Origin of the sequence: Citrobacter sp. CK180 (assembly GCF_030333655.1) — a bacterium.
Classification (GTDB): Bacteria; Pseudomonadota; Gammaproteobacteria; order Enterobacterales; family Enterobacteriaceae; genus Citrobacter_B; species Citrobacter_B koseri.
This window is the reverse complement of record NZ_JAOWFM010000054.1, coordinates 313,069-331,027: the sequence shown is the minus strand read 5'-3', so window position 1 is coordinate 331,027 and position 17,959 is coordinate 313,069. Positions and strand designations below refer to the sequence as shown.

Below are 17,959 nucleotides of genomic sequence, written 5' to 3'. Positions count from 1 at the left end.
GCGCTTAGCCAACGACCAAATTGAGGAGTTTACCCGGAACGTAAATCACTTTACGCACGGTAACGCCATCAAGATATTTTGCGACCAAATGTTCCTGGCCTGCACGTTCACGAACCTGTTCTTCAGTGGCGTTCACCGGTACGGTGATTTTGCCACGGACTTTACCGTTCACCTGAACCACAACCAACGTAGAGTCTTCTACCATTGCTTTGTCGTCAGCGACCGGCCACGGCGCGTTATCGATATCGCCTTCGCCTTTCAGCGCTTCCCACAGCGTGAAGCAAGCATGTGGGGTGAACGGGTTGAGCATACGCACGACAGCTAGCAGCGCTTCCTGCATCAGGGCGCGATCCTGCTCGCCTTCCTGCGGCGCTTTCGCCAGTTTGTTCATCAGCTCCATAATTGCGGCAATCGCGGTGTTGAAGGTCTGACGGCGGCCGATATCATCGGTCACTTTCGCGATGGTTTTGTGGACGTCGCGACGCAGCGCTTTCTGATCTTCGCTCAGCGCATCAACGTTCAGTGCCGCAACCTCGCCTTTCGCGGTGTGTTCATAGACCAGTTTCCAGACGCGTTTCAGGAAGCGGTTTGCCCCTTCCACGCCAGATTCCTGCCATTCCAGCGTCATATCGGCCGGAGAAGCAAACATCATGAACAGACGCACGGTGTCCGCGCCGTAACGCTCAACCATTACCTGCGGGTCGATGCCGTTGTTTTTGGACTTGGACATCTTGCTCATGCCGGTGTACACCAGCTCATGGCCCGCCGCGTCTTTCGCCTTAACGATGCGGCCTTTCTCGTCGCGATCAACGATGGCATCAACCGGGGAAACCCAGTTACGCTCGCCGTTTTCGCCTACATAGTAGAACGCGTCTGCCAGCACCATACCCTGGCACAGCAGCTGTTTCGCCGGTTCGTCAGAGTTCACCATGCCTGCGTCGCGCATCAGCTTGTGGAAGAAGCGGAAGTAGAGCAGGTGCATGATCGCGTGTTCAATACCGCCGATGTAGATATCGACCGGCAGCCAGTAATTTGCTGCTTCCGGGTCCAGCATCCCTTCGTTGTACTGCGGGCAGGTGTAGCGCGCGTAGTACCAGGAGGACTCCATAAAGGTGTCAAAAGTGTCGGTTTCACGCAACGCAGGCTGACCGTTAACGGTGGTTTTCGCCCACTCAGGATCGGCTTTGATCGGGCTGGTGATGCCGTCCATGACGACGTCTTCCGGCAGGATGACCGGCAGTTGATCTTCCGGGGTCGGCAGAACGGTGCCGTCTTCCAGAGTCACCATCGGAATCGGCGCGCCCCAGTAACGCTGACGGGAAACGCCCCAGTCGCGCAGACGGTAGTTGACTTTACGCTCGCCGACGCCTTTTGCCGCCAGTTTATCGGCAATCGCGTTGAAGGCGTCTTCAAAGCCCAGACCGCTAAACTCGCCGGAGTTAAACAGTACGCCTTTCTCGGTCAGCGCCTGCTCGGACAGATCCGGTTCAGAGCCGTCAGCCGCCAGGATAACCGGCTTGATGGTCAGGCCATATTTGGTGGCAAATTCGTAGTCGCGCTGATCGTGGCCCGGAACGGCCATGACCGCCCCGGTACCGTATTCCATCAGCACGAAGTTGGCGGCCCATACCGGGATCGCTTCGCCGGTCAGCGGGTGAATGGCTTTAAAACCGGTGTCGACGCCTTTTTTCTCCATCGTCGCCATATCGGCTTCCGCCACTTTGGTGTTGCGGCATTCGTCGATAAAGGCAGCCAGTTCCGGGTTGTTGGCAGCCGCTTTCTGCGCCAGCGGGTGACCTGCGGCAACCGCCAGGTAAGTGGCGCCCATGAATGTGTCTGGACGCGTGGTGTACACCGTCAGCGTATTGTCGTAGCCGTTCACGTCAAAGGTGATCTCGACGCCTTCAGAACGGCCGATCCAGTTGCGCTGCATGGTTTTAACGGTGTCTGGCCAGTGATCCAGTTTATCCAGATCGTTCAGCAGTTCGTCAGCGTAGGCGGTGATCTTAATGAACCACTGCGGGATCTCTTTACGCTCAACTTTGGTGTCGCAGCGCCAGCAGCAGCCGTCGATAACCTGCTCGTTCGCCAGTACGGTCTGGTCGTTCGGGCACCAGTTCACCGCAGAGGTCTTTTTGTACACCAGGCCTTTTTTATACAGCTCGGTGAAGAATTTCTGCTCCCAGCGGTAGTATTCCGGGGTGCAGGTCGCCAGCTCGCGGCTCCAGTCATAGCCGAAGCCCAGCATTTTGAGCTGGTTTTTCATGTAGGCGATGTTGTCATAGGTCCACGGCGCCGGTGCCGTGTTGTTTTTCACCGCCGCGCCTTCAGCAGGCAGGCCGAAAGCATCCCAGCCGATGGGCTGTAGAACGTTTTTACCCAGCATGCGCTGGTAGCGGGCAATCACATCACCGATGGTGTAGTTACGCACATGGCCCATGTGTAGTCGACCAGAAGGATAGGGAAGCATCGACAGGCAGTAATACTTCTCTTTGCTCTCGTCTTCGGTTACTTCAAAGGTGCGCTTCTCGTCCCAGTGTTGCTGGACTTTTGATTCTATCTCTTCCGGGCGGTATTGCTCTTGCATGGCAGCCAGTGGTCCTGTTTTCATTACGGCTACAAACGTAGCGTTAGATGTGGTGTTTCAGATCCGCATAGCATAGCCCAAACGCCCGCGCCAAAACAGCCTTTCGCGCATTCTGCATTGAATTCCCGCCATGCTAATCCTTGCATGAATTTACACACTCTGTGGGCGGTCTTGCAAAGCGCGGCGTAAATAACGTCTATTATTATAGACAGTTAACGACCCAGGAGGCGAAGCGATGAACAAGGTTGCTCAATATTACCGTGAACTGGTGACGTCATTAAGCGAACGCCTGCGTAATGGCGAACGCGATATTGACGCGCTGGTGGAACAGGCGCGTCAGAGCGTAATGAAAGCAGGGGAGTTAACGCGAATCGAGGTGGACGAACTGACGCGCGCCGTCAGACGCGACCTGGAAGAGTTCGCCATGAGCTACGAGGAGAGCCAGGAAGAGGAGAGCGACAGCGTCTTTATGCGGGTGATTAAAGAGAGCCTCTGGCAGGAGCTGGCGGACATCACCGACAAAACGCAACTGGAGTGGCGCGAAGTGTTCCAGGATCTCAATCACCACGGGGTCTACCACAGCGGCGAGGTGGTCGGCTTGGGCAACCTTGTGTGCGAGAAGTGTCATTACCATTTAGCGGTGTATACGCCGGATGTACTGCCGCTGTGCCCGAAATGCGGCCACGACCAGTTCCAGCGCAGACCGTTTGAGCCGTAATCGGCAGTGCCGGATGGTGACGCGAAGCGTCTTGTCCGGCCTACAAATTGTACGCTGATGTAGGCCGGATAAGCGTTAGCGCCATCCGGCTGGTTATGATGCGTAGAACGCCAGCCTCTCCGCCAGTAAATCCACAAAGCCCTGCCGGTCGATATCGACCATGACCGTCGCATTCGGTTTATTCCCCGTCAGGAAGTAATAATCCACGACCGTCATTCCCTGGGTGTATTTCCCCTGAGTCTCCACGCCGACCCAACGTTCAACGGTGGTGAAAAGCTCGGGTTTTAGCAGCCAGGCGATGGTGCAAGGGTCATGCAACGGCGCGCCGGTAAAGCCCCACTTTTCGTCTTTGTGATATTCGAGGAAGAAATCCAGCAGCTCCGCCACGATCGTGGAAACAGGATTGCCTATCGCCCGGAAACGCTCGGTATCTTCAGCGTGAATCTGCGCCTTGTGCGTTACGTCCAGCCCGGCCATCACCACGGGAATCCCTGACTGGAAGACAATCTCTGCCGCTTCGGGGTCGACGTAAATATTGAATTCTGCCGCTGGCGTCCAGTTACCTAATCCCATCGCGCCGCCCATGATCACAATACGGGCGATTTTACGGTGCAATTCTGGATGGCTGTTCAGCAGCAAGGCGACGTTGGTTTGCGGCCCGGTGGCGACGATGGTTACCGGTTCCGGGCTTTCGCGCAGGGTTTTCGCCATCAGCTCAACGGCGGTGCAGGTCTGCGGCGCAAATGACGGCTCCGGTAGCGCCGGGCCGTCCAGTCCGCTTTCGCCGTGTACGTTATCGGCGATGATCAGATCGCGCATCAGCGGTTTTATCGCGCCGCCCGCGACAGGAATATCGGTACGCCCCAGTAGCGTCAGCATACGCAATACGTTACGCAGCGTTTTGTCAGGCGTCTGGTTACCGGCGGAAGAGGTGATCGCTTTCACATCCAGTTCAGGCGATGCGAGGGCGAGAACAATTGCGATGGCGTCGTCATGACCTGGATCGCAATCAAAAAGGACTGGAAGTGCCATTGTTGCTCCTTGTAAGTGGTACTTTGTGACAAGGGTAACGCCGGGATGAGTGCGATTCGAGATATGAAGAGATAAAGCGTGATATGGCGCGCACTCTGTCGTGCGCGCCGAAAGGATTAATGCAGGATTTTCGCCAGGAAGTCTTTGGCACGGTCCGATTTCGGGTTGGCGAAGAACTCCTCTTTCGGTGAGTCTTCGACAATTTTCCCCTCGTCCATAAAGATCACCCGATTGGCCACCTTACGGGCAAAGCCCATTTCGTGGGTGACGACCATCATGGTCATCCCTTCGTTTGCCAGCTCGACCATAACGTCCAGCACTTCGTTGATCATTTCAGGATCGAGTGCGGATGTCGGTTCATCAAACAGCATAGCGATAGGGTCCATGCACAGCGCGCGCGCGATTGCCACACGCTGTTGCTGCCCGCCGGAAAGCTGCGCCGGGAACTTATTGGCATGGGCCGAAAGTCCTACGCGCTCAAGCAACTTCTGCGCTTTTTCACGGGCGGGCGCTTTGCCGCGTTTGAGCACTTTCACCTGCGCCAGCGTCAGGTTTTCAATGATCGACAGATGCGGGAACAGTTCAAAATGCTGGAACACCATTCCGACCCGCGAGCGGAGCTTCGCCAGATCCGTTTTTTTGTCATTCACTTTGGTGCCGTCAACGGTGATTTCACCCTGTTGCACCGGTTCCAGTCCGTTCACCGTTTTGATCAGGGTCGATTTACCGGAACCCGACGGGCCGCAGACCACCACCACTTCACCTTTTTTCACTTCCGTGGAGCAGTCGGTCAGCACCTGAAAGTGACCATACCATTTAGAAACATTTTTCAGGGTAATCATTAAACTGTCCTTTTCTTCAAATAGCTGACCAACAACGACGCGCTCAGGCTGATAACAAAGTAGACGGCACCGGCAAACAGGATCATTTCGACCTGCGTACCATCACGCTCGCCAATGGTGGTGGCGGTGCGGAAGAAATCCGCGAGGCTTAACACGTAAACCAGGGAGGTATCCTGGAACAGTACGATACCCTGGGTAAGCAGCAGCGGCACCATCGCACGGAACGCCTGCGGCAGGATGATGAGCTTCATCGACTGCCAGTGGGTCATCCCCAGCGCCAGCGCAGCGCTGGACTGCCCGCGTGAAATGCTCTGAATACCCGCACGGATAATCTCCGAGTAATACGCCGCTTCAAACATGGAAAACGCGACCATCGCTGAAATCAGGCGAATATCCGTTTTGGGCGAAATACCCAGTACGTCCTGCAACAGCCCCGGCACAATCAGGTAGAACCATAGCAGCACCATCACCAGCGGGATGGAGCGGAAAACGTTGACGTAAGCTTTAGCAAACCAGGCGACAGGGGCGAAACTTGAGAGACGCATTACCGCCAGAATAGTGCCCCAGAGAATCCCGATCACCACGGCGGTGACGGTAATTTTCAGGGTGATCACCAGCCCGGCCAGCAGATACGGCATGGAAGGAACGATCGAACTCCAGTCAAACTCGTACATTATTTGCCTCCCATATTGCCAGGCAGGCGGACTTTACGTTCCACCAGATTCATCACCAGCATAATGACGGCATTAATCAGCACGTAGGCCAGCGTAATTGCGGTGAACGACTCCCAGGCGTGGGCGGAGTAATCCAGCAGCTTGCCCGCCTGCGCCGCCATATCCACCAGACCAATGGTCGATGCGATGGCGGAGTTTTTCACCAGGTTCATCATTTCCGAGGTCATCGGCGGGACAATCACCCGATAGGCGTTCGGTAGCAGAACATAGCGATAAGCCTGAGGCAGCGTCAGCCCCATCGCCAGCGCAGCGTTTTTCTGCCCGCGAGGCAGCGACTGAATCGCGGCGCGTACCTGCTCGCAGACGCGCGCAGCGGTAAACAGCCCCAGACAGATCATTGATGAGAGGAAAAATTGAATGTTCGGGTCCAGTTCCGCCTTAAACCACATGCCGATATTTTCCGGCAACAGCTCAGGCACGACCAGATACCAGGTAAAGAACTGAACAATCAGCGGGACGTTACGAAACAGTTCCACGTAAAGCGTCCCTATTCCCGAGAGGAAGCGGTTAGGTACAGTACGTAAAATGCCGAATAACGAGCCGACGAGGAAAGCAATAATCCAGGCGGTGATGGATAACGCGACGGTGACCTGGAAGCCGCTCCAGAGCCAGCCGAGATACGTGGTGTTGCCGAACGGGGCTTGTTGTAAAAAAATCCCCCAGTTCCAGTCTATTGACATAAATCTACTCCAGAAAAAAAAGGGTAGCAGCGCTACCCTCGAAGATTGTTATCCAGCGTTTTGCGGTTTTCAGGCCTGATGGGGAACGACCATCAGGCTTATAGTCTGTCCGTGCTGAATGACAATCGAGAGGGCAAGGAGATCCCGCCCCATTTATTTTAGTTAGTTAAGTGCTTTGTCATTCGGTTCTTTGAACAGCGCCTTCATCTCGTCGGACAGTTCGAAATTCATGTTCAGGTTTTTCGGCGGGATTGGGTTTTTAAACCACTTATCAAACCATTTTTCCGCTTCGCCTGAGGTCTGCACCTGGGCAATCGTGTCATCTACCAGCGTTTTAAACTCAGGATCGTTTTTACGCAGCATACAGCCGTAGGCTTCCTGAGATTGCGGCTTACCGACGATCTCCCAGTTGTCTGGTTTTTTGGCTTTCGCGCGTTCACCCGCCAGCAGGGCATCATCCATCATAAAGGCGACGGCGCGACCGCTTTCCAGCGTACGGAAGGAGTCGCCGTGGTCTTTCGCGCTGATAATGCGCATATTCATTTTTTGTTCTTCATTCAGCTTGTGCAGCAGAATTTCAGAGGTGGTACCGGAGGTGACCACGACCGCTTTCCCTTTCAGGTCCGGGAAGTCTTTAATATCGCCGTCTTTTTTCGCCAGCAGACGCGTACCGACGATGAAAATGGTGTCAGAGAACGCGGCCTGTTTCTGGCGTTCGACGTTGTTGGTGGTGGAGCCACATTCAAAGTCGAAGGTTCCGTTCTGCAACAGCGGAATACGGTTCTGGGAGGTAATTGGGATCAACTTCACCTGCAGGTCAGGTTTGTTAAGCTTTTTCTTCACGGCTTCAACGATGGCGTTGGAGTAGTCCTGTGAATAACCGACCACTTTTTGCTGGTTGTCGTAGTAAGAGAACGGCACGGAGGACTCGCGGTGGCCGACGACGATAATGCCATTCTTCGCGATTTTATCCAGCGTACTGCCCGCCGCCGGCGCGGCGTCTTCCGCGTGTGCCAGACCGGCAGACATTCCCATGACCAGCATTGCTGTGGCTAGCTTACGTAATTGCATATCCAACTCCTTTATCGTCTGCGCCATCGACGCATTGATACCCATTGTGAGTGTTTGTGTTGTTATCGTCTGCAACTTGAGCGTGCAGTGTTATGCGTGTTTGTTAACATTTAGTTTGGCTGAATGTAAAGATTTTGCTGCTTTATTGTTTATTTTTGCGAAGTGCGCCGCACCGTTTAGAGGCAAAAATCTTTCATTGCACTGTTTGGGTGCTACCGATGATCGATATTGGTGCGACCAGGTTGCACATATAGCCAAAACAAGGTTTACCTTGTTTAACAAAGCAATAGGCGTGCCAGAATGGAGGGATATAGCCAGGCCGGGTAAGACGCATCGCGTCTTACCCGGTAATAAGGGAGATTATTTACGACGCTGACGCAGGCTCATCACCACGGCGCCAAAGCCCATCAGCGCGGTGAGCAACCATAACGGCCAGTTGCCGGTACGGGCATAAGGCGTTAAACCACGGGTTGGCGTAACGTGGGTGGTCAACACGTCGCGGGTAAACTGCGGGATCATCGCCTGAATTTCACCTTGCGGGCCAATGACTGCCGTAATGCCGTTGTTGGTGCTGCGCAACAGCGGGCGCGCCAGCTCCAGAGAACGCATTCTCGCCATCTGGAAGTGCTGCCACGGGCCGATAGATTTTCCGAACCAGGCGTCGTTAGAGATGGTCAGCAGATAGTCAGTGTCCGGGCGGAAATTGTCCCGAACCTGTTCACCCAGAATGATTTCGTAGCAAATCGCCGCCGTCAGTTTAAAGCCATGTGCATGCAGCTGTGGCTGTATGTACGGCCCACGGCTGAATGAGGACATCGGCAGGTCAAAGAACGGCGCTAACGGGCGCAGAATCGACTCCAGCGGCACGAACTCGCCAAACGGCACCAGGTGGTTTTTGTTGTAGCGATTGCTGGAATCGTAGCTGTACGGGCTGTCTTTACCCAGCGTGATAATCGTGTTGTAGGTGTCGTAGCGGTTCTGCTTGTTCAGACGCGCATCGACGATGCCGGTAATCAACGTGCTGTTTTTGGATTTCAGCAGATCGTCCATCATGCCGAGAAAACGCTGCTGATTAATCTCCAGATCGGGAATGGCGGACTCCGGCCAGATAATCAGTTGCGATTTACCCATTTCCGGCTGGGTGGCGTCGAGATAGATTTTCAGCGTATTGATAAGCTGACTCTCATCCCACTTCAGCGATTGGGGAATGTCGCCCTGAACCAGCGAGACCTGCGTTGTTTTTTCTGGCTCCAGCGTATACCACTGGATGTAACGCAGCGGGAAGGGCAGGGCAAATAACACCAGCGCGGCGACCAGAGGACGCCAGTTACGGGTGACTGCCGCCAGCACCAGCAGGCCGCTGACCATCATCAGCAGGAAGTTGATGGCCTCAACGCCCATCACCGGCGCCAATCCTTTTAGCGGGCCGTCAATCTGGCTATAGCCGAACTGTAGCCATGGGAAGCCGGTCAGTACCCAGCCACGCAGAAACTCGGTGATTTGCCAGACTACGGGGGCGGCGATCGCCACGCGCAGCCAGGTGGTTTTCGGCCACAGACGCGACAGAATACCGGCAAACAGGCCCGTGTAGAGGGAAAGGTATGCGGCAAGCAGCACCACAAGAAAGACGTTTATCGGGCCGGGCATACCGCCGAACTGCGCGATACTAACGTAGACCCAGTTGATGCCGGAGCCAAAGAGTCCCAGCCCCCAGAAGTAGCCGATAGCAGCCGACTGGAGCGGGCGGCGGTGTAAGGTTAACGCCTGTAGGCCCATAAGCGAGATAAGCGCGGCGGGCCAGACGTCATACGGAGAAAAAGCCAGCGTTCCGCAGGCGCCGAATAATAACGCCAGCAGCAGGCGAATGCGCTGGCGTTCAATCAGTGAGGCAAATGCCATTTAGTCTTTAGTCCACTTTTGGTTTTATTCGTCCAGTTTAGGCTGGGGCGAGTCATCCGGTATTCTGACATGAACCTGAATAATACGACGGCTGTCGGCCATAGCGACTTTGAACTGGTAACCATCAATGTCAATGGTCTCACCGCGCGCAGGCAGATGACCGAACGCCTGCATCACCAGACCGCCAATGGTATCGACCTCTTCATCGCTGAAGCTGGTGCCGAAGGCTTCGTTGAAGTCTTCAATCGGTGCGAGAGCGCGAATGGTCCAGGTGTGGCGACTGAGCTGACGGAAGTCGATATCGTCTTCTTCATCATACTCGTCTTCAATTTCACCCACGATCAGTTCGAGAATGTCTTCAATGGTCACCAGACCCGACACCCCGCCAAACTCGTCGATAACGATCGCCATATGGTAACGCTGGGAGCGGAACTCTTTGAGCATGCGGTCAACGCGCTTACTCTCCGGGACAACAACGGCCTGGCGTAACACTTTTTCCATGCTGAAGGCTTCGGCATCGCTGCGCATAAACGGCAGCAGATCCTTCGCCATCAGAATCCCTTCAATGTGATCTTTGTCTTCGCTGATGACCGGGAAACGCGAGTGTGCTGACTCAATGATGACATCAAGGCACTCATCCAGCGTCTGGTTGCGTTTCAGGGTAATCATCTGGGAGCGGGGGATCATGATGTCGCGAACGCGCTGGTCCGCAATGTCCATCACCCCTTCGAGCATATCGCGCGTATCTTCATCGATAAGGTCGTTCTGCCCGGAATCACGGATCAGCGCCAGCAGTTCGTCACGGTTTTTGGGTTCACCGTGGAAAAGTTGGCTCAGTAACAGGGAAAAAAATCCCTTTTTGCTGTTTAACGTGTCACTACTGTGTGAATTGTCGTCGCTCATGGCGTCGTATGGGTTCTCATGTTGGTTAATAGGTCGCTCGTCATGCATATACTTAACGGCTGACGGCATGTTTGTTCATCGTACTTAGTCTTTCTCGGAAATGTACGGGTCCTCATAGCCCAGAGCAAGCATAATCTCTGTTTCGAGGGCTTCCATCTCTTCCGCTTCATCATCTTCGATATGGTCGTAGCCCAGCAAATGCAAGCTGCCGTGCACGACCATATGCGCCCAGTGGGCCTCCAGCGGCTTATCTTGTTCTTTCGCTTCTTGCTCCACCACCTGGCGGCAGATGATCAGATCGCCCAGCAGCGGTATCTCCATACCTGGCGGCGCTTCAAACGGGAAAGAGAGCACGTTGGTTGGCTTATCTTTCCCGCGGTAGGTCAGGTTAAGATCGTGGCTTTCGGCTTCATCCACCAGGCGAATCGTCACTTCTGATTCTTCCTGAAACTGTGGGATCACCGCATTCAGCCACGTCTGAAACTGGCTCTCTTCCGGCAGGCCGGAATGGTCTTCACATGCCAGTTGTAAATCGAGGATCACCTGACTCATTTTTGTTCCTGCTCCTGCGCTTCACGCTTACGTTCTGCCGCCAGCGCTGCCTTGCGTTTTTGTTCCGCTTCTTCCCAGGCTTCATAGGCGTTAACGATACGGGCAACCACCGGATGGCGCACCACGTCTTCGCTGTGGAAGAAGTTAAAGCTGATCTCTTCGACTTCCGCCAGCACTTCTATCGCATGGCGCAGGCCAGACTTCGTGTTGCGCGGCAGGTCAATCTGCGTGACGTCACCGGTAATAACCGCTTTCGAATTAAAGCCGATACGCGTCAGGAACATCTTCATCTGTTCGATGGTGGTGTTCTGGCTCTCATCGAGAATAATAAAGGCGTCGTTCAGCGTACGACCGCGCATATAGGCCAGCGGCGCGACTTCAATGACGTTGCGCTCAATCAGCTTTTCTACTTTCTCGAAGCCGAGCATCTCAAACAGCGCGTCGTACAGCGGGCGAAGATACGGGTCGACCTTCTGGCTCAGGTCGCCTGGCAGAAAGCCCAGTTTTTCCCCGGCTTCCACTGCCGGACGGGTCAGCAGAATACGACGAATTTCCTGACGCTCAAGAGCGTCCACGGCGGCGGCAACGGCGAGGTAGGTTTTCCCCGTACCGGCAGGGCCAACGCCGAAAGTAATGTCGTGATCGAGAATGTTGGCGATGTACTGCGCCTGATTCGGCGTGCGCGGCTTAATCACGCCACGCTTGGTTTTAATATTTATCGCCTTGCCATAGTCAGGAACGCTCTCCGCGCTTTGTTCCAGCACGCGCGCTTCTTTAATCGCAAGGTGGATTTGTTCCGGCTCGATGTCCTGAATCTGACCGCGCATCGGGGCGGTATCGACGTACAGGCTGCGCAGGATATCTACCGCGGCGGTGACGCAAATCGGGCGACCGGTCAGCTTAAAGTGATTGTCACGACGGTTGATCTCGATGCCGAGACGGCGTTCCAGTTGTTTGATGTTGTCGTCAAACGGGCCGCAAAGGCTCAACAGACGGGCGTTGTCTGCGGGCTCAAGGGTAATTTCGCGAGTGTCTATGTTCAAACTGTTCCTCTTATGCCTGAGTCGCCGGAAAATGAAAATTCACCGGCAGATAAGGAAATTATTCACGCCACAGGATAAAGGCGCAAGCATTGCAATGAAGATGGGGGCGTAGGGGGGAATTACAAGGTCTGCCTGTTATTTGCCGGATGGCGGCACAGGTGCCTTATCCGGCCTACGAACCATATTGTGCCGTAGGCCCGATAAGTGCAGCGCCATCGGGCATTTTTTCGCTTTTCAGCAGGATTAAGGCTGGTAAAAACCGACGCCAATCTCGTTTTCTTTACGGGTACGGGCAATGACTGACTCCGGCGTTTCAGCCACGCGCAGCCCCATCTCATCTTCGGTGCGTACAACCTTGCCGCGCAGAGAGTTGGTGTAGACATCGGTGATTTCCACATCCACAAACTTACCGATCATCTCCGGGGCGCCTTCAAAGTTCACCACGCGGTTATTTTCGGTACGGCCTGACAGTTCCATAATGCTCTTACGCGAGGTGCCTTCCACCAGAATACGCTGGACGGTGCCGAGCATCCGACGGCTCCAGGCCATCGCCTGCTGGTTAATACGCTCCTGTAGAATATACAGACGCTGCTTTTTCTCTTCTTCCGGCACATCGTCAACCATATCGGCCGCCGGTGTACCCGGACGCGCCGAGAAGATAAAGCTGTAGCTCATGTCGAAATTGACGTCGGCAATCAGCTTCATGGTCTGTTCGAAGTCCTGAGTCGTTTCGCCCGGGAAACCAACGATGAAGTCCGAGCTGATTTGAATATCCGGGCGCGCCGCGCGCAGTTTACGGATGATCGCTTTGTACTCCAGCGCCGTGTGGGTACGCCCCATCAGATTCAGTACGCGATCCGCGCCGCTCTGTACCGGCAGGTGCAGGAAGCTCACCAGTTCCGGCGTATCACGGTAAACTTCGATGATGTCGTCGGTGAACTCGATCGGGTGGCTGGTGGTGAAGCGGATGCGATCGATCCCGTCAATGGCGGCAACCAGACGCAGCAGGTCGGCAAAGGAGCCGGTGGTGCCGTCGTAGTTTTCACCGCGCCAGGCGTTAACGTTCTGACCGAGCAGGTTGACTTCACGCACGCCCTGAGCAGCAAGCTGGGCGATCTCAAACAGGATGTCGTCAGACGGACGGCTGACCTCTTCACCACGGGTATACGGCACTACACAGTACGTGCAGTATTTATTACACCCTTCCATGATGGAGACAAACGCGGTCGGGCCTTCCGCACGCGGTTCCGGCAGGCGGTCGAACTTCTCGATTTCCGGGAAGCTGATGTCCACCACCGGGCTGCGGTCGCCACGAACGGAGTTGATCATTTCCGGTAAGCGGTGCAGCGTTTGCGGGCCAAAAATAATATCGACATAGTGCGCACGCTGACGGATATGGTCGCCTTCCTGGGAGGCCACGCAACCGCCGACGCCGATAATCAGATCCGGGTTCTTCTCTTTTAAGAGTTTCCAGCGGCCTAATTGATGGAAGACTTTTTCCTGAGCTTTCTCGCGGATTGAGCAGGTATTCAGCAGCAGCACATCCGCTTCTTCCGCGACCTCGGTCAGTTGATACCCGTGGGTAGCATCCAGCAGATCGGCCATCTTCGATGAATCGTACTCGTTCATCTGACAGCCCCAGGTTTTAATATGGAGTTTTTTGGTCATCGACTTGCTCTTGCGAAATAGTGGCTGAATTGCAGGGCGCATAGTGTAATGCTTTGGCGCGGTTGTGACCAGTATGACGCTTATCAGCCCTTAGAGGTAAAAAATCCTGTAAACTTGTCTTATCAACGTAACAGGATGAGTGACCATGACAAATCAACCAACGGAAATTGCCATTGTTGGCGGGGGGATGGTCGGTGGCGCGCTGGCGCTGGGACTGGCGCAGCATGGATTTACCGTCACGGTGATTGAACATGCTGAGCCTGCGCCGTTTGTGGCCGACAGCCAGCCTGATGTGCGTATTTCAGCGATCAGCGCGGCGTCGGTGTCGCTGCTTAAAGGCCTGGGCGTCTGGGATGCGGTGCAGGGGATGCGCAGCCATCCGTACCGTCGTCTGGAGACCTGGGAGTGGGAAAACGCCCATGTGGTGTTTGACGCCGCTGAGCTTAAGTTACCGCTGCTTGGCTATATGGTTGAGAATATCGTGCTGCAACAGGCGCTGTGGCAGGCGCTGGACGCGCACCCGAAAGTGACGCTGCGCGCGCCTGCTTCACTGATTGCGTTGCATCGCCACAATGATCGACATGAGCTGGAGCTGGCGGATGGCGAGCGTCTTATCGCAAAACTGGTGATCGGCGCTGACGGTGCGAACTCGCAGATACGACAGCTGGCGGGGATTGGCATTCATGCCTGGCAGTATGCTCAGTCCTGCATGCTGATTACCGTACAGTGTGAGAACGATCCCGGTGACAGCACCTGGCAGCAATTTACGCCAGACGGCCCACGGGCCTTTTTACCGTTGTTCGACAACTGGGCATCGCTGGTGTGGTATGACTCACCGGCGCGTATTCGCCAGTTGCAAAACCTGAGTATGCCGCAGTTGCAGGCGGAAATTATGCAACATTTTCCGTCGCGTCTGGGGGCGGTCACACCGGTTGCGGCAGGCGCTTTTCCGCTGACGCGCCGCCATGCGTTGCAATACGTACAGCCTGGTCTGGCGCTGGTGGGGGATGCGGCGCATACCATTCATCCATTAGCCGGGCAGGGGGTAAACCTGGGGTATCGTGATGTGGATGCGCTGCTGGATGTGTTGATCAGCGCCCGCAGTCATGGCGAAGTCTGGGCCAGTCACCAGGTGCTGAAACGCTATCAGACGCGCCGCATGGCGGATAACTTCATTATGCAAAGCGGGATGGATCTGTTCTATGCCGGTTTCAGCAATAATCTTCAGCCGCTGCGCATTATGCGTAATATTGGGTTGATGGCGGCAGAGCGCGCAGGCGTGTTGAAACGTCAGGCCCTGAAATATGCGTTAGGGTTGTAGGATGTTCTGTGCCTGATAGCGTTGCGCTTATCAGGCCTACTCCGCCCCCCGGCGCGCCAGCCACATTAAAAAAGCTCGCCGAAGCGAGCTTTTTTAATGTGGCTGGGGTACGAGGATTCGAACCTCGGAATGCCGGAATCAGAATCCGGTGCCTTACCGCTTGGCGATACCCCAATGGTTGGGTTTTTGCGTTCGTCATCCGAACGTCTTTCAAATTTGGCTGGGGTACGAGGATTCGAACCTCGGAATGCCGGAATCAGAATCCGGTGCCTTACCGCTTGGCGATACCCCAAGAATTTGGTGGCTACGACGGGATTCGAACCTGTGACCCCATCATTATGAGTGATGTGCTCTAACCAACTGAGCTACGTAGCCAGATTGTTTTCTTCGATGGCTGGGGTACCTGGATTCGAACCAGGGAATGCCGGTATCAAAAACCGGTGCCTTACCGCTTGGCGATACCCCAATGACCGTCGCGGCAATCCGCAAACTCGAAGAAATATGGCTGGGGTACCTGGATTCGAACCAGGGAATGCCGGTATCAAAAACCGGTGCCTTACCGCTTGGCGATACCCCATCCGTGCAACGCGTACTGGTGAATGGTGCGGGAGGCGAGACTTGAACTCGCACACCTTGCGGCGCCAGAACCTAAATCTGGTGCGTCTACCAATTTCGCCACTCCCGCAAAAAAGATGGTGGCTACGACGGGATTCGAACCTGTGACCCCATCATTATGAGTGATGTGCTCTAACCAACTGAGCTACGTAGCCATCTTTTTTCGCGTTACCTTATCGGCGTTGCGGGGCGCATTATGCGTATTGAGCCTTGAAGCGTCAACCTCTTTTTCATTGAAAATGGCCGGAATGTGACTGTTTGGTTAGGTTGCGAACAGCGTGACGCAATATTCGGCAATTATTGGTTATTAATCGTTTTTTGCGGTGAAAAAACGGCGTAAAAAAAGAGTCCCGCAGGACTCTTTTTAACACGATAACTTATTTATAAGCGGACTGGTGTACGCCGACGGCGCGGCCTGATGGATCGTCCATCGTTTTGAACGCCTCATCCCATTCGATGGCCTTCGCAGAAGAACAGGCGACGGACGGGCCGCCTGGCACACATTCTGCCGCGCTGGGTACCGGGAACAGCTCTTCGAAGATTTCACGGTACAGGTACGCTTCTTTAGAAGATGGCGTGTTGTACGGGAAACGGAAGCGGGCGGTTTCCAGTTGCTGGTCGGAAATTTGCTCCGCCGCAACCTCTTTCAGCGTGTCGATCCAGCTGTAGCCGACGCCGTCAGAGAACTGCTCTTTTTGACGCCATGCCACGCTTGCGGGCAGGTAGGATTCAAAACATTCACGCAGGATATGTTTCTCCATTTTGCCGTTGCCGCACATTTTGTCTTCCGGGTTGATGCGCATCGCCACATCGAGGAATTTCTTATCCAGGAACGGGACGCGGGCTTCGACGCCCCAGGCAGACATCGCTTTGTTGGCGCGAGCGCAGTCAAACATATGCAGCGCCTGTAGTTTACGCACGGTCTCTTCGTGCAGTTCTTTGGCGTTTGGCGCTTTATGGAAGTAGAGATAGCCGCCGAACACTTCATCGGAACCTTCGCCGGACAGCACCATTTTGATTCCCATCGCTTTGATTTTACGCGACATTAAATACATCGGCGTCGAGGCGCGAATGGTGGTGACATCGTAAGTTTCGATGTGGTAAATCACGTCGCGAATCGCATCCAGACCTTCCTGCACGGTGAAGTGAATTTCGTGATGCACGGTGCCGAGATGGTTTGCCACTTCCTGCGCGGCTTTCAGGTCCGGGGAGCCTTCCAGACCGACAGCAAAGGAGTGCAACTGAGGCCACCAGGCTTCCGAACGTTCCTGATCTTCCACGCGGCGTGCGGCGAATTTCTTGGTGATGGCGGAAATAATGGAGGAGTCCAGGCCGCCCGAGAGCAATACGCCGTATGGCACGTCTGACATCAGGTGGCTTTTGACGGACTCTTCCAGCGCCTGGCGCAGCACGTTTTTGTCCGTTTCGTTGTCTTTTACTGCGTCGAACTCGAACCAGTCGCGCTGGTAATACTGACGAATCTCACCGTCTTTGCTCCACAGGTAGCTGCCTGCCGGGAACTCTTTAATCGTGCGGCAGACTGGCACCAGCGCCTTCATTTCAGAGGCGACATAAAAGTTGCCGTGCTCGTCATGACCCATATAAAGCGGGATGATCCCGATGTGGTCGCGACCAATCAGCCAGGCATCCTGTTCGCTGTCGTACAGCGCAAAGGCGAACATACCCTGTAGGTCGTCGAGAAATTCCACCCCTTTTTCCTGGTACAGCGCGAGGATCACTTCACAGTCAGACCCGGTCTGGAACTGATAGCGATCGCCATATTCCGCGCGTAATGCCTGGTGGTTATAAATTTCACCGTTAACGGCCAGCACATGTGTTTTCTTTTCGTTGTACAGCGGCTGCGCACCGGCGTTGACGTCGACAATAGACAGACGCTCGTGTGCCAGAATCGCGTTATCGCAGGCGTAAATACCGGACCAGTCTGGGCCGCGATGGCGCATCAAACGTGACAGCTCAAGGGCTTTTTTACGCAGCTCAACCGCGTCTGTTTTGATATCGAATACGCCAAAAATAGAACACATAACCTTCTCCATTAACCCGTTGCGTGGTGCTTTTTTGTGTTTGCTTGTTTATGAAAATGCCGCAAAGCCGCAGGGTTCGCAAGAGATTTGGCGTGATGAAAGCAAAAAATGCAATGGCAGTTGTTGAATGATGAAAAAAGATTACGTAATGAGCGTGTTTATTGATGAATCGATAATTTTATGGCGATTTTATTAAACGATATTTTTTATCAGGCCTACGATTCGAACAGAACAATATTGTAGGCCTGATAA

At 54.5% G+C, this 17,959-nt stretch carries 14 protein-coding genes and 7 tRNA genes; 2 read left to right on the top strand and 19 right to left on the bottom strand.

Annotated elements, in window-relative coordinates; translation table 11 throughout:
• Positions 1–4 precede the first annotated feature (4 nt).
• Positions 5–2,587, bottom strand: a complete 2,583-nt coding sequence (gene leuS, locus OGV50_RS18330; protein ID WP_200092025.1) for a leucine--tRNA ligase — start codon at positions 2,585–2,587, stop codon at positions 5–7.
• Positions 2,588–2,822: 235 nt separating this feature from the next.
• On the opposite strand from leuS, the gene OGV50_RS18325 reads away from it, so the two are divergent.
• Positions 2,823–3,305 (top strand): zinc ribbon-containing protein, encoded by a 483-nt coding sequence (locus OGV50_RS18325; RefSeq protein WP_012133343.1) that lies wholly within the window; start codon positions 2,823–2,825, stop codon positions 3,303–3,305.
• 93 nt (positions 3,306–3,398) lie between these two features.
• Here the strand turns inward: OGV50_RS18325 and rihA are convergent, their stop codons facing one another.
• The 10 genes from rihA to miaB form a co-directional block, all read right to left on the bottom strand.
• Positions 3,399–4,337, bottom strand: a complete 939-nt coding sequence (gene rihA, locus OGV50_RS18320) for a pyrimidine-specific ribonucleoside hydrolase RihA (RefSeq protein WP_047458179.1) — start codon at positions 4,335–4,337, stop codon at positions 3,399–3,401.
• A gap of 116 nt (positions 4,338–4,453) precedes the next feature.
• The gene (gltL, locus tag OGV50_RS18315; RefSeq protein ID WP_012133341.1) at positions 4,454–5,179 is read right to left on the bottom strand and encodes a glutamate/aspartate ABC transporter ATP-binding protein GltL; all 726 of its coding nucleotides are present in this window, start codon (positions 5,177–5,179) and stop codon (positions 4,454–4,456) included.
• Positions 5,179–5,853, bottom strand: a complete 675-nt coding sequence (gene gltK, locus OGV50_RS18310) for a glutamate/aspartate ABC transporter permease GltK (protein WP_012133340.1) — start codon at positions 5,851–5,853, stop codon at positions 5,179–5,181. The genes gltL and gltK overlap by 1 nt, the downstream gene beginning before the upstream one ends.
• On the bottom strand, positions 5,853–6,593 hold the full coding sequence (gene gltJ, locus OGV50_RS18305; RefSeq protein ID WP_110494538.1) for a glutamate/aspartate ABC transporter permease GltJ: 741 nt from the start codon (positions 6,591–6,593) through the stop codon (positions 5,853–5,855). The genes gltK and gltJ overlap by 1 nt, the downstream gene beginning before the upstream one ends.
• 162 nt (positions 6,594–6,755) lie before the next feature.
• Complete coding sequence (locus OGV50_RS18300) at positions 6,756–7,664, bottom strand: amino acid ABC transporter substrate-binding protein (RefSeq protein WP_047458175.1); 909 nt, start codon at positions 7,662–7,664, stop codon at positions 6,756–6,758.
• 360 nt (positions 7,665–8,024) lie between these two features.
• A complete protein-coding gene (gene lnt / locus OGV50_RS18295) occupies positions 8,025–9,563 on the bottom strand; it encodes an apolipoprotein N-acyltransferase (protein WP_110494537.1) in 1,539 nt (512 codons plus the stop codon).
• A 24-nt stretch (positions 9,564–9,587) separates the two neighbouring features.
• A complete protein-coding gene (corC, locus tag OGV50_RS18290; protein ID WP_024130542.1) occupies positions 9,588–10,466 on the bottom strand; it encodes a CNNM family magnesium/cobalt transport protein CorC in 879 nt (292 codons plus the stop codon).
• An 84-nt stretch (positions 10,467–10,550) separates the two neighbouring features.
• Positions 10,551–11,018, bottom strand: coding sequence for an rRNA maturation RNase YbeY (ybeY, locus tag OGV50_RS18285; protein WP_286488694.1), 468 nt, complete (start codon positions 11,016–11,018; stop codon positions 10,551–10,553).
• Positions 11,015–12,061 (bottom strand): PhoH family protein, encoded by a 1,047-nt coding sequence (locus tag OGV50_RS18280; protein ID WP_012133334.1) that lies wholly within the window; start codon positions 12,059–12,061, stop codon positions 11,015–11,017. The genes ybeY and OGV50_RS18280 overlap by 4 nt, the downstream gene beginning before the upstream one ends.
• A gap of 243 nt (positions 12,062–12,304) precedes the next feature.
• On the bottom strand, positions 12,305–13,729 hold the full coding sequence (gene miaB, locus OGV50_RS18275) for a tRNA (N6-isopentenyl adenosine(37)-C2)-methylthiotransferase MiaB (RefSeq protein ID WP_275055167.1): 1,425 nt from the start codon (positions 13,727–13,729) through the stop codon (positions 12,305–12,307).
• Between the two features lie 145 nt (positions 13,730–13,874).
• Between miaB and ubiF the strand changes: the two genes are divergently transcribed.
• Positions 13,875–15,050, top strand: coding sequence for a 3-demethoxyubiquinol 3-hydroxylase (gene ubiF / locus OGV50_RS18270; protein ID WP_286488692.1), 1,176 nt, complete (start codon positions 13,875–13,877; stop codon positions 15,048–15,050).
• Positions 15,051–15,149: 99 nt separating this feature from the next.
• On the opposite strand, the gene OGV50_RS18265 is transcribed toward ubiF, so the two are convergent.
• The 8 genes from OGV50_RS18265 to asnB form a co-directional block, all read right to left on the bottom strand.
• A tRNA-Gln gene (locus OGV50_RS18265) sits at positions 15,150–15,224 on the bottom strand.
• Between the two features lie 43 nt (positions 15,225–15,267).
• A tRNA-Gln gene (locus OGV50_RS18260) sits at positions 15,268–15,342 on the bottom strand.
• A gap of 6 nt (positions 15,343–15,348) precedes the next feature.
• Positions 15,349–15,425: transfer RNA gene (locus OGV50_RS18255), tRNA-Met, on the bottom strand.
• 16 nt (positions 15,426–15,441) lie between these two features.
• Positions 15,442–15,516: transfer RNA gene (locus OGV50_RS18250), tRNA-Gln, on the bottom strand.
• 36 nt (positions 15,517–15,552) lie between these two features.
• Positions 15,553–15,627, bottom strand: a tRNA-Gln gene (locus OGV50_RS18245).
• Positions 15,628–15,650: 23 nt separating this feature from the next.
• Positions 15,651–15,735 (bottom strand) — tRNA-Leu (locus OGV50_RS18240).
• An 8-nt stretch (positions 15,736–15,743) separates the two neighbouring features.
• Positions 15,744–15,820, bottom strand: a tRNA-Met gene (locus OGV50_RS18235).
• A 222-nt stretch (positions 15,821–16,042) separates the two neighbouring features.
• Positions 16,043–17,707: an asparagine synthase B gene (gene asnB / locus OGV50_RS18230; RefSeq protein ID WP_047458165.1), complete on the bottom strand. Its 1,665-nt coding sequence runs from the start codon at positions 17,705–17,707 to the stop codon at positions 16,043–16,045.
• Between the last annotated feature and the right edge of the window lie 252 nt (positions 17,708–17,959).

Coding starts and splice junctions, on each gene's coding strand:
- corC (WP_024130542.1), bottom strand. CDS start 10,466: ATGAGCGACGACAATTCACACAGTAGTGACACGTTAAACAGCAAAAAG.
- gltK (WP_012133340.1), bottom strand. CDS start 5,853: ATGTACGAGTTTGACTGGAGTTCGATCGTTCCTTCCATGCCGTATCTG.
- rihA (WP_047458179.1), bottom strand. CDS start 4,337: ATGGCACTTCCAGTCCTTTTTGATTGCGATCCAGGTCATGACGACGCC.
- gltJ (WP_110494538.1), bottom strand. CDS start 6,593: ATGTCAATAGACTGGAACTGGGGGATTTTTTTACAACAAGCCCCGTTC.
- ubiF (WP_286488692.1), top strand. CDS start 13,875: ATGACAAATCAACCAACGGAAATTGCCATTGTTGGCGGGGGGATGGTC.
- gltL (WP_012133341.1), bottom strand. CDS start 5,179: ATGATTACCCTGAAAAATGTTTCTAAATGGTATGGTCACTTTCAGGTG.
- lnt (WP_110494537.1), bottom strand. CDS start 9,563: ATGGCATTTGCCTCACTGATTGAACGCCAGCGCATTCGCCTGCTGCTG.
- asnB (WP_047458165.1), bottom strand. CDS start 17,707: ATGTGTTCTATTTTTGGCGTATTCGATATCAAAACAGACGCGGTTGAG.
- miaB (WP_275055167.1), bottom strand. CDS start 13,729: ATGACCAAAAAACTCCATATTAAAACCTGGGGCTGTCAGATGAACGAG.
- leuS (WP_200092025.1), bottom strand. CDS start 2,587: ATGCAAGAGCAATACCGCCCGGAAGAGATAGAATCAAAAGTCCAGCAA.
- OGV50_RS18300 (WP_047458175.1), bottom strand. CDS start 7,664: ATGCAATTACGTAAGCTAGCCACAGCAATGCTGGTCATGGGAATGTCT.
- OGV50_RS18325 (WP_012133343.1), top strand. CDS start 2,823: ATGAACAAGGTTGCTCAATATTACCGTGAACTGGTGACGTCATTAAGC.
- ybeY (WP_286488694.1), bottom strand. CDS start 11,018: ATGAGTCAGGTGATCCTCGATTTACAACTGGCATGTGAAGACCATTCC.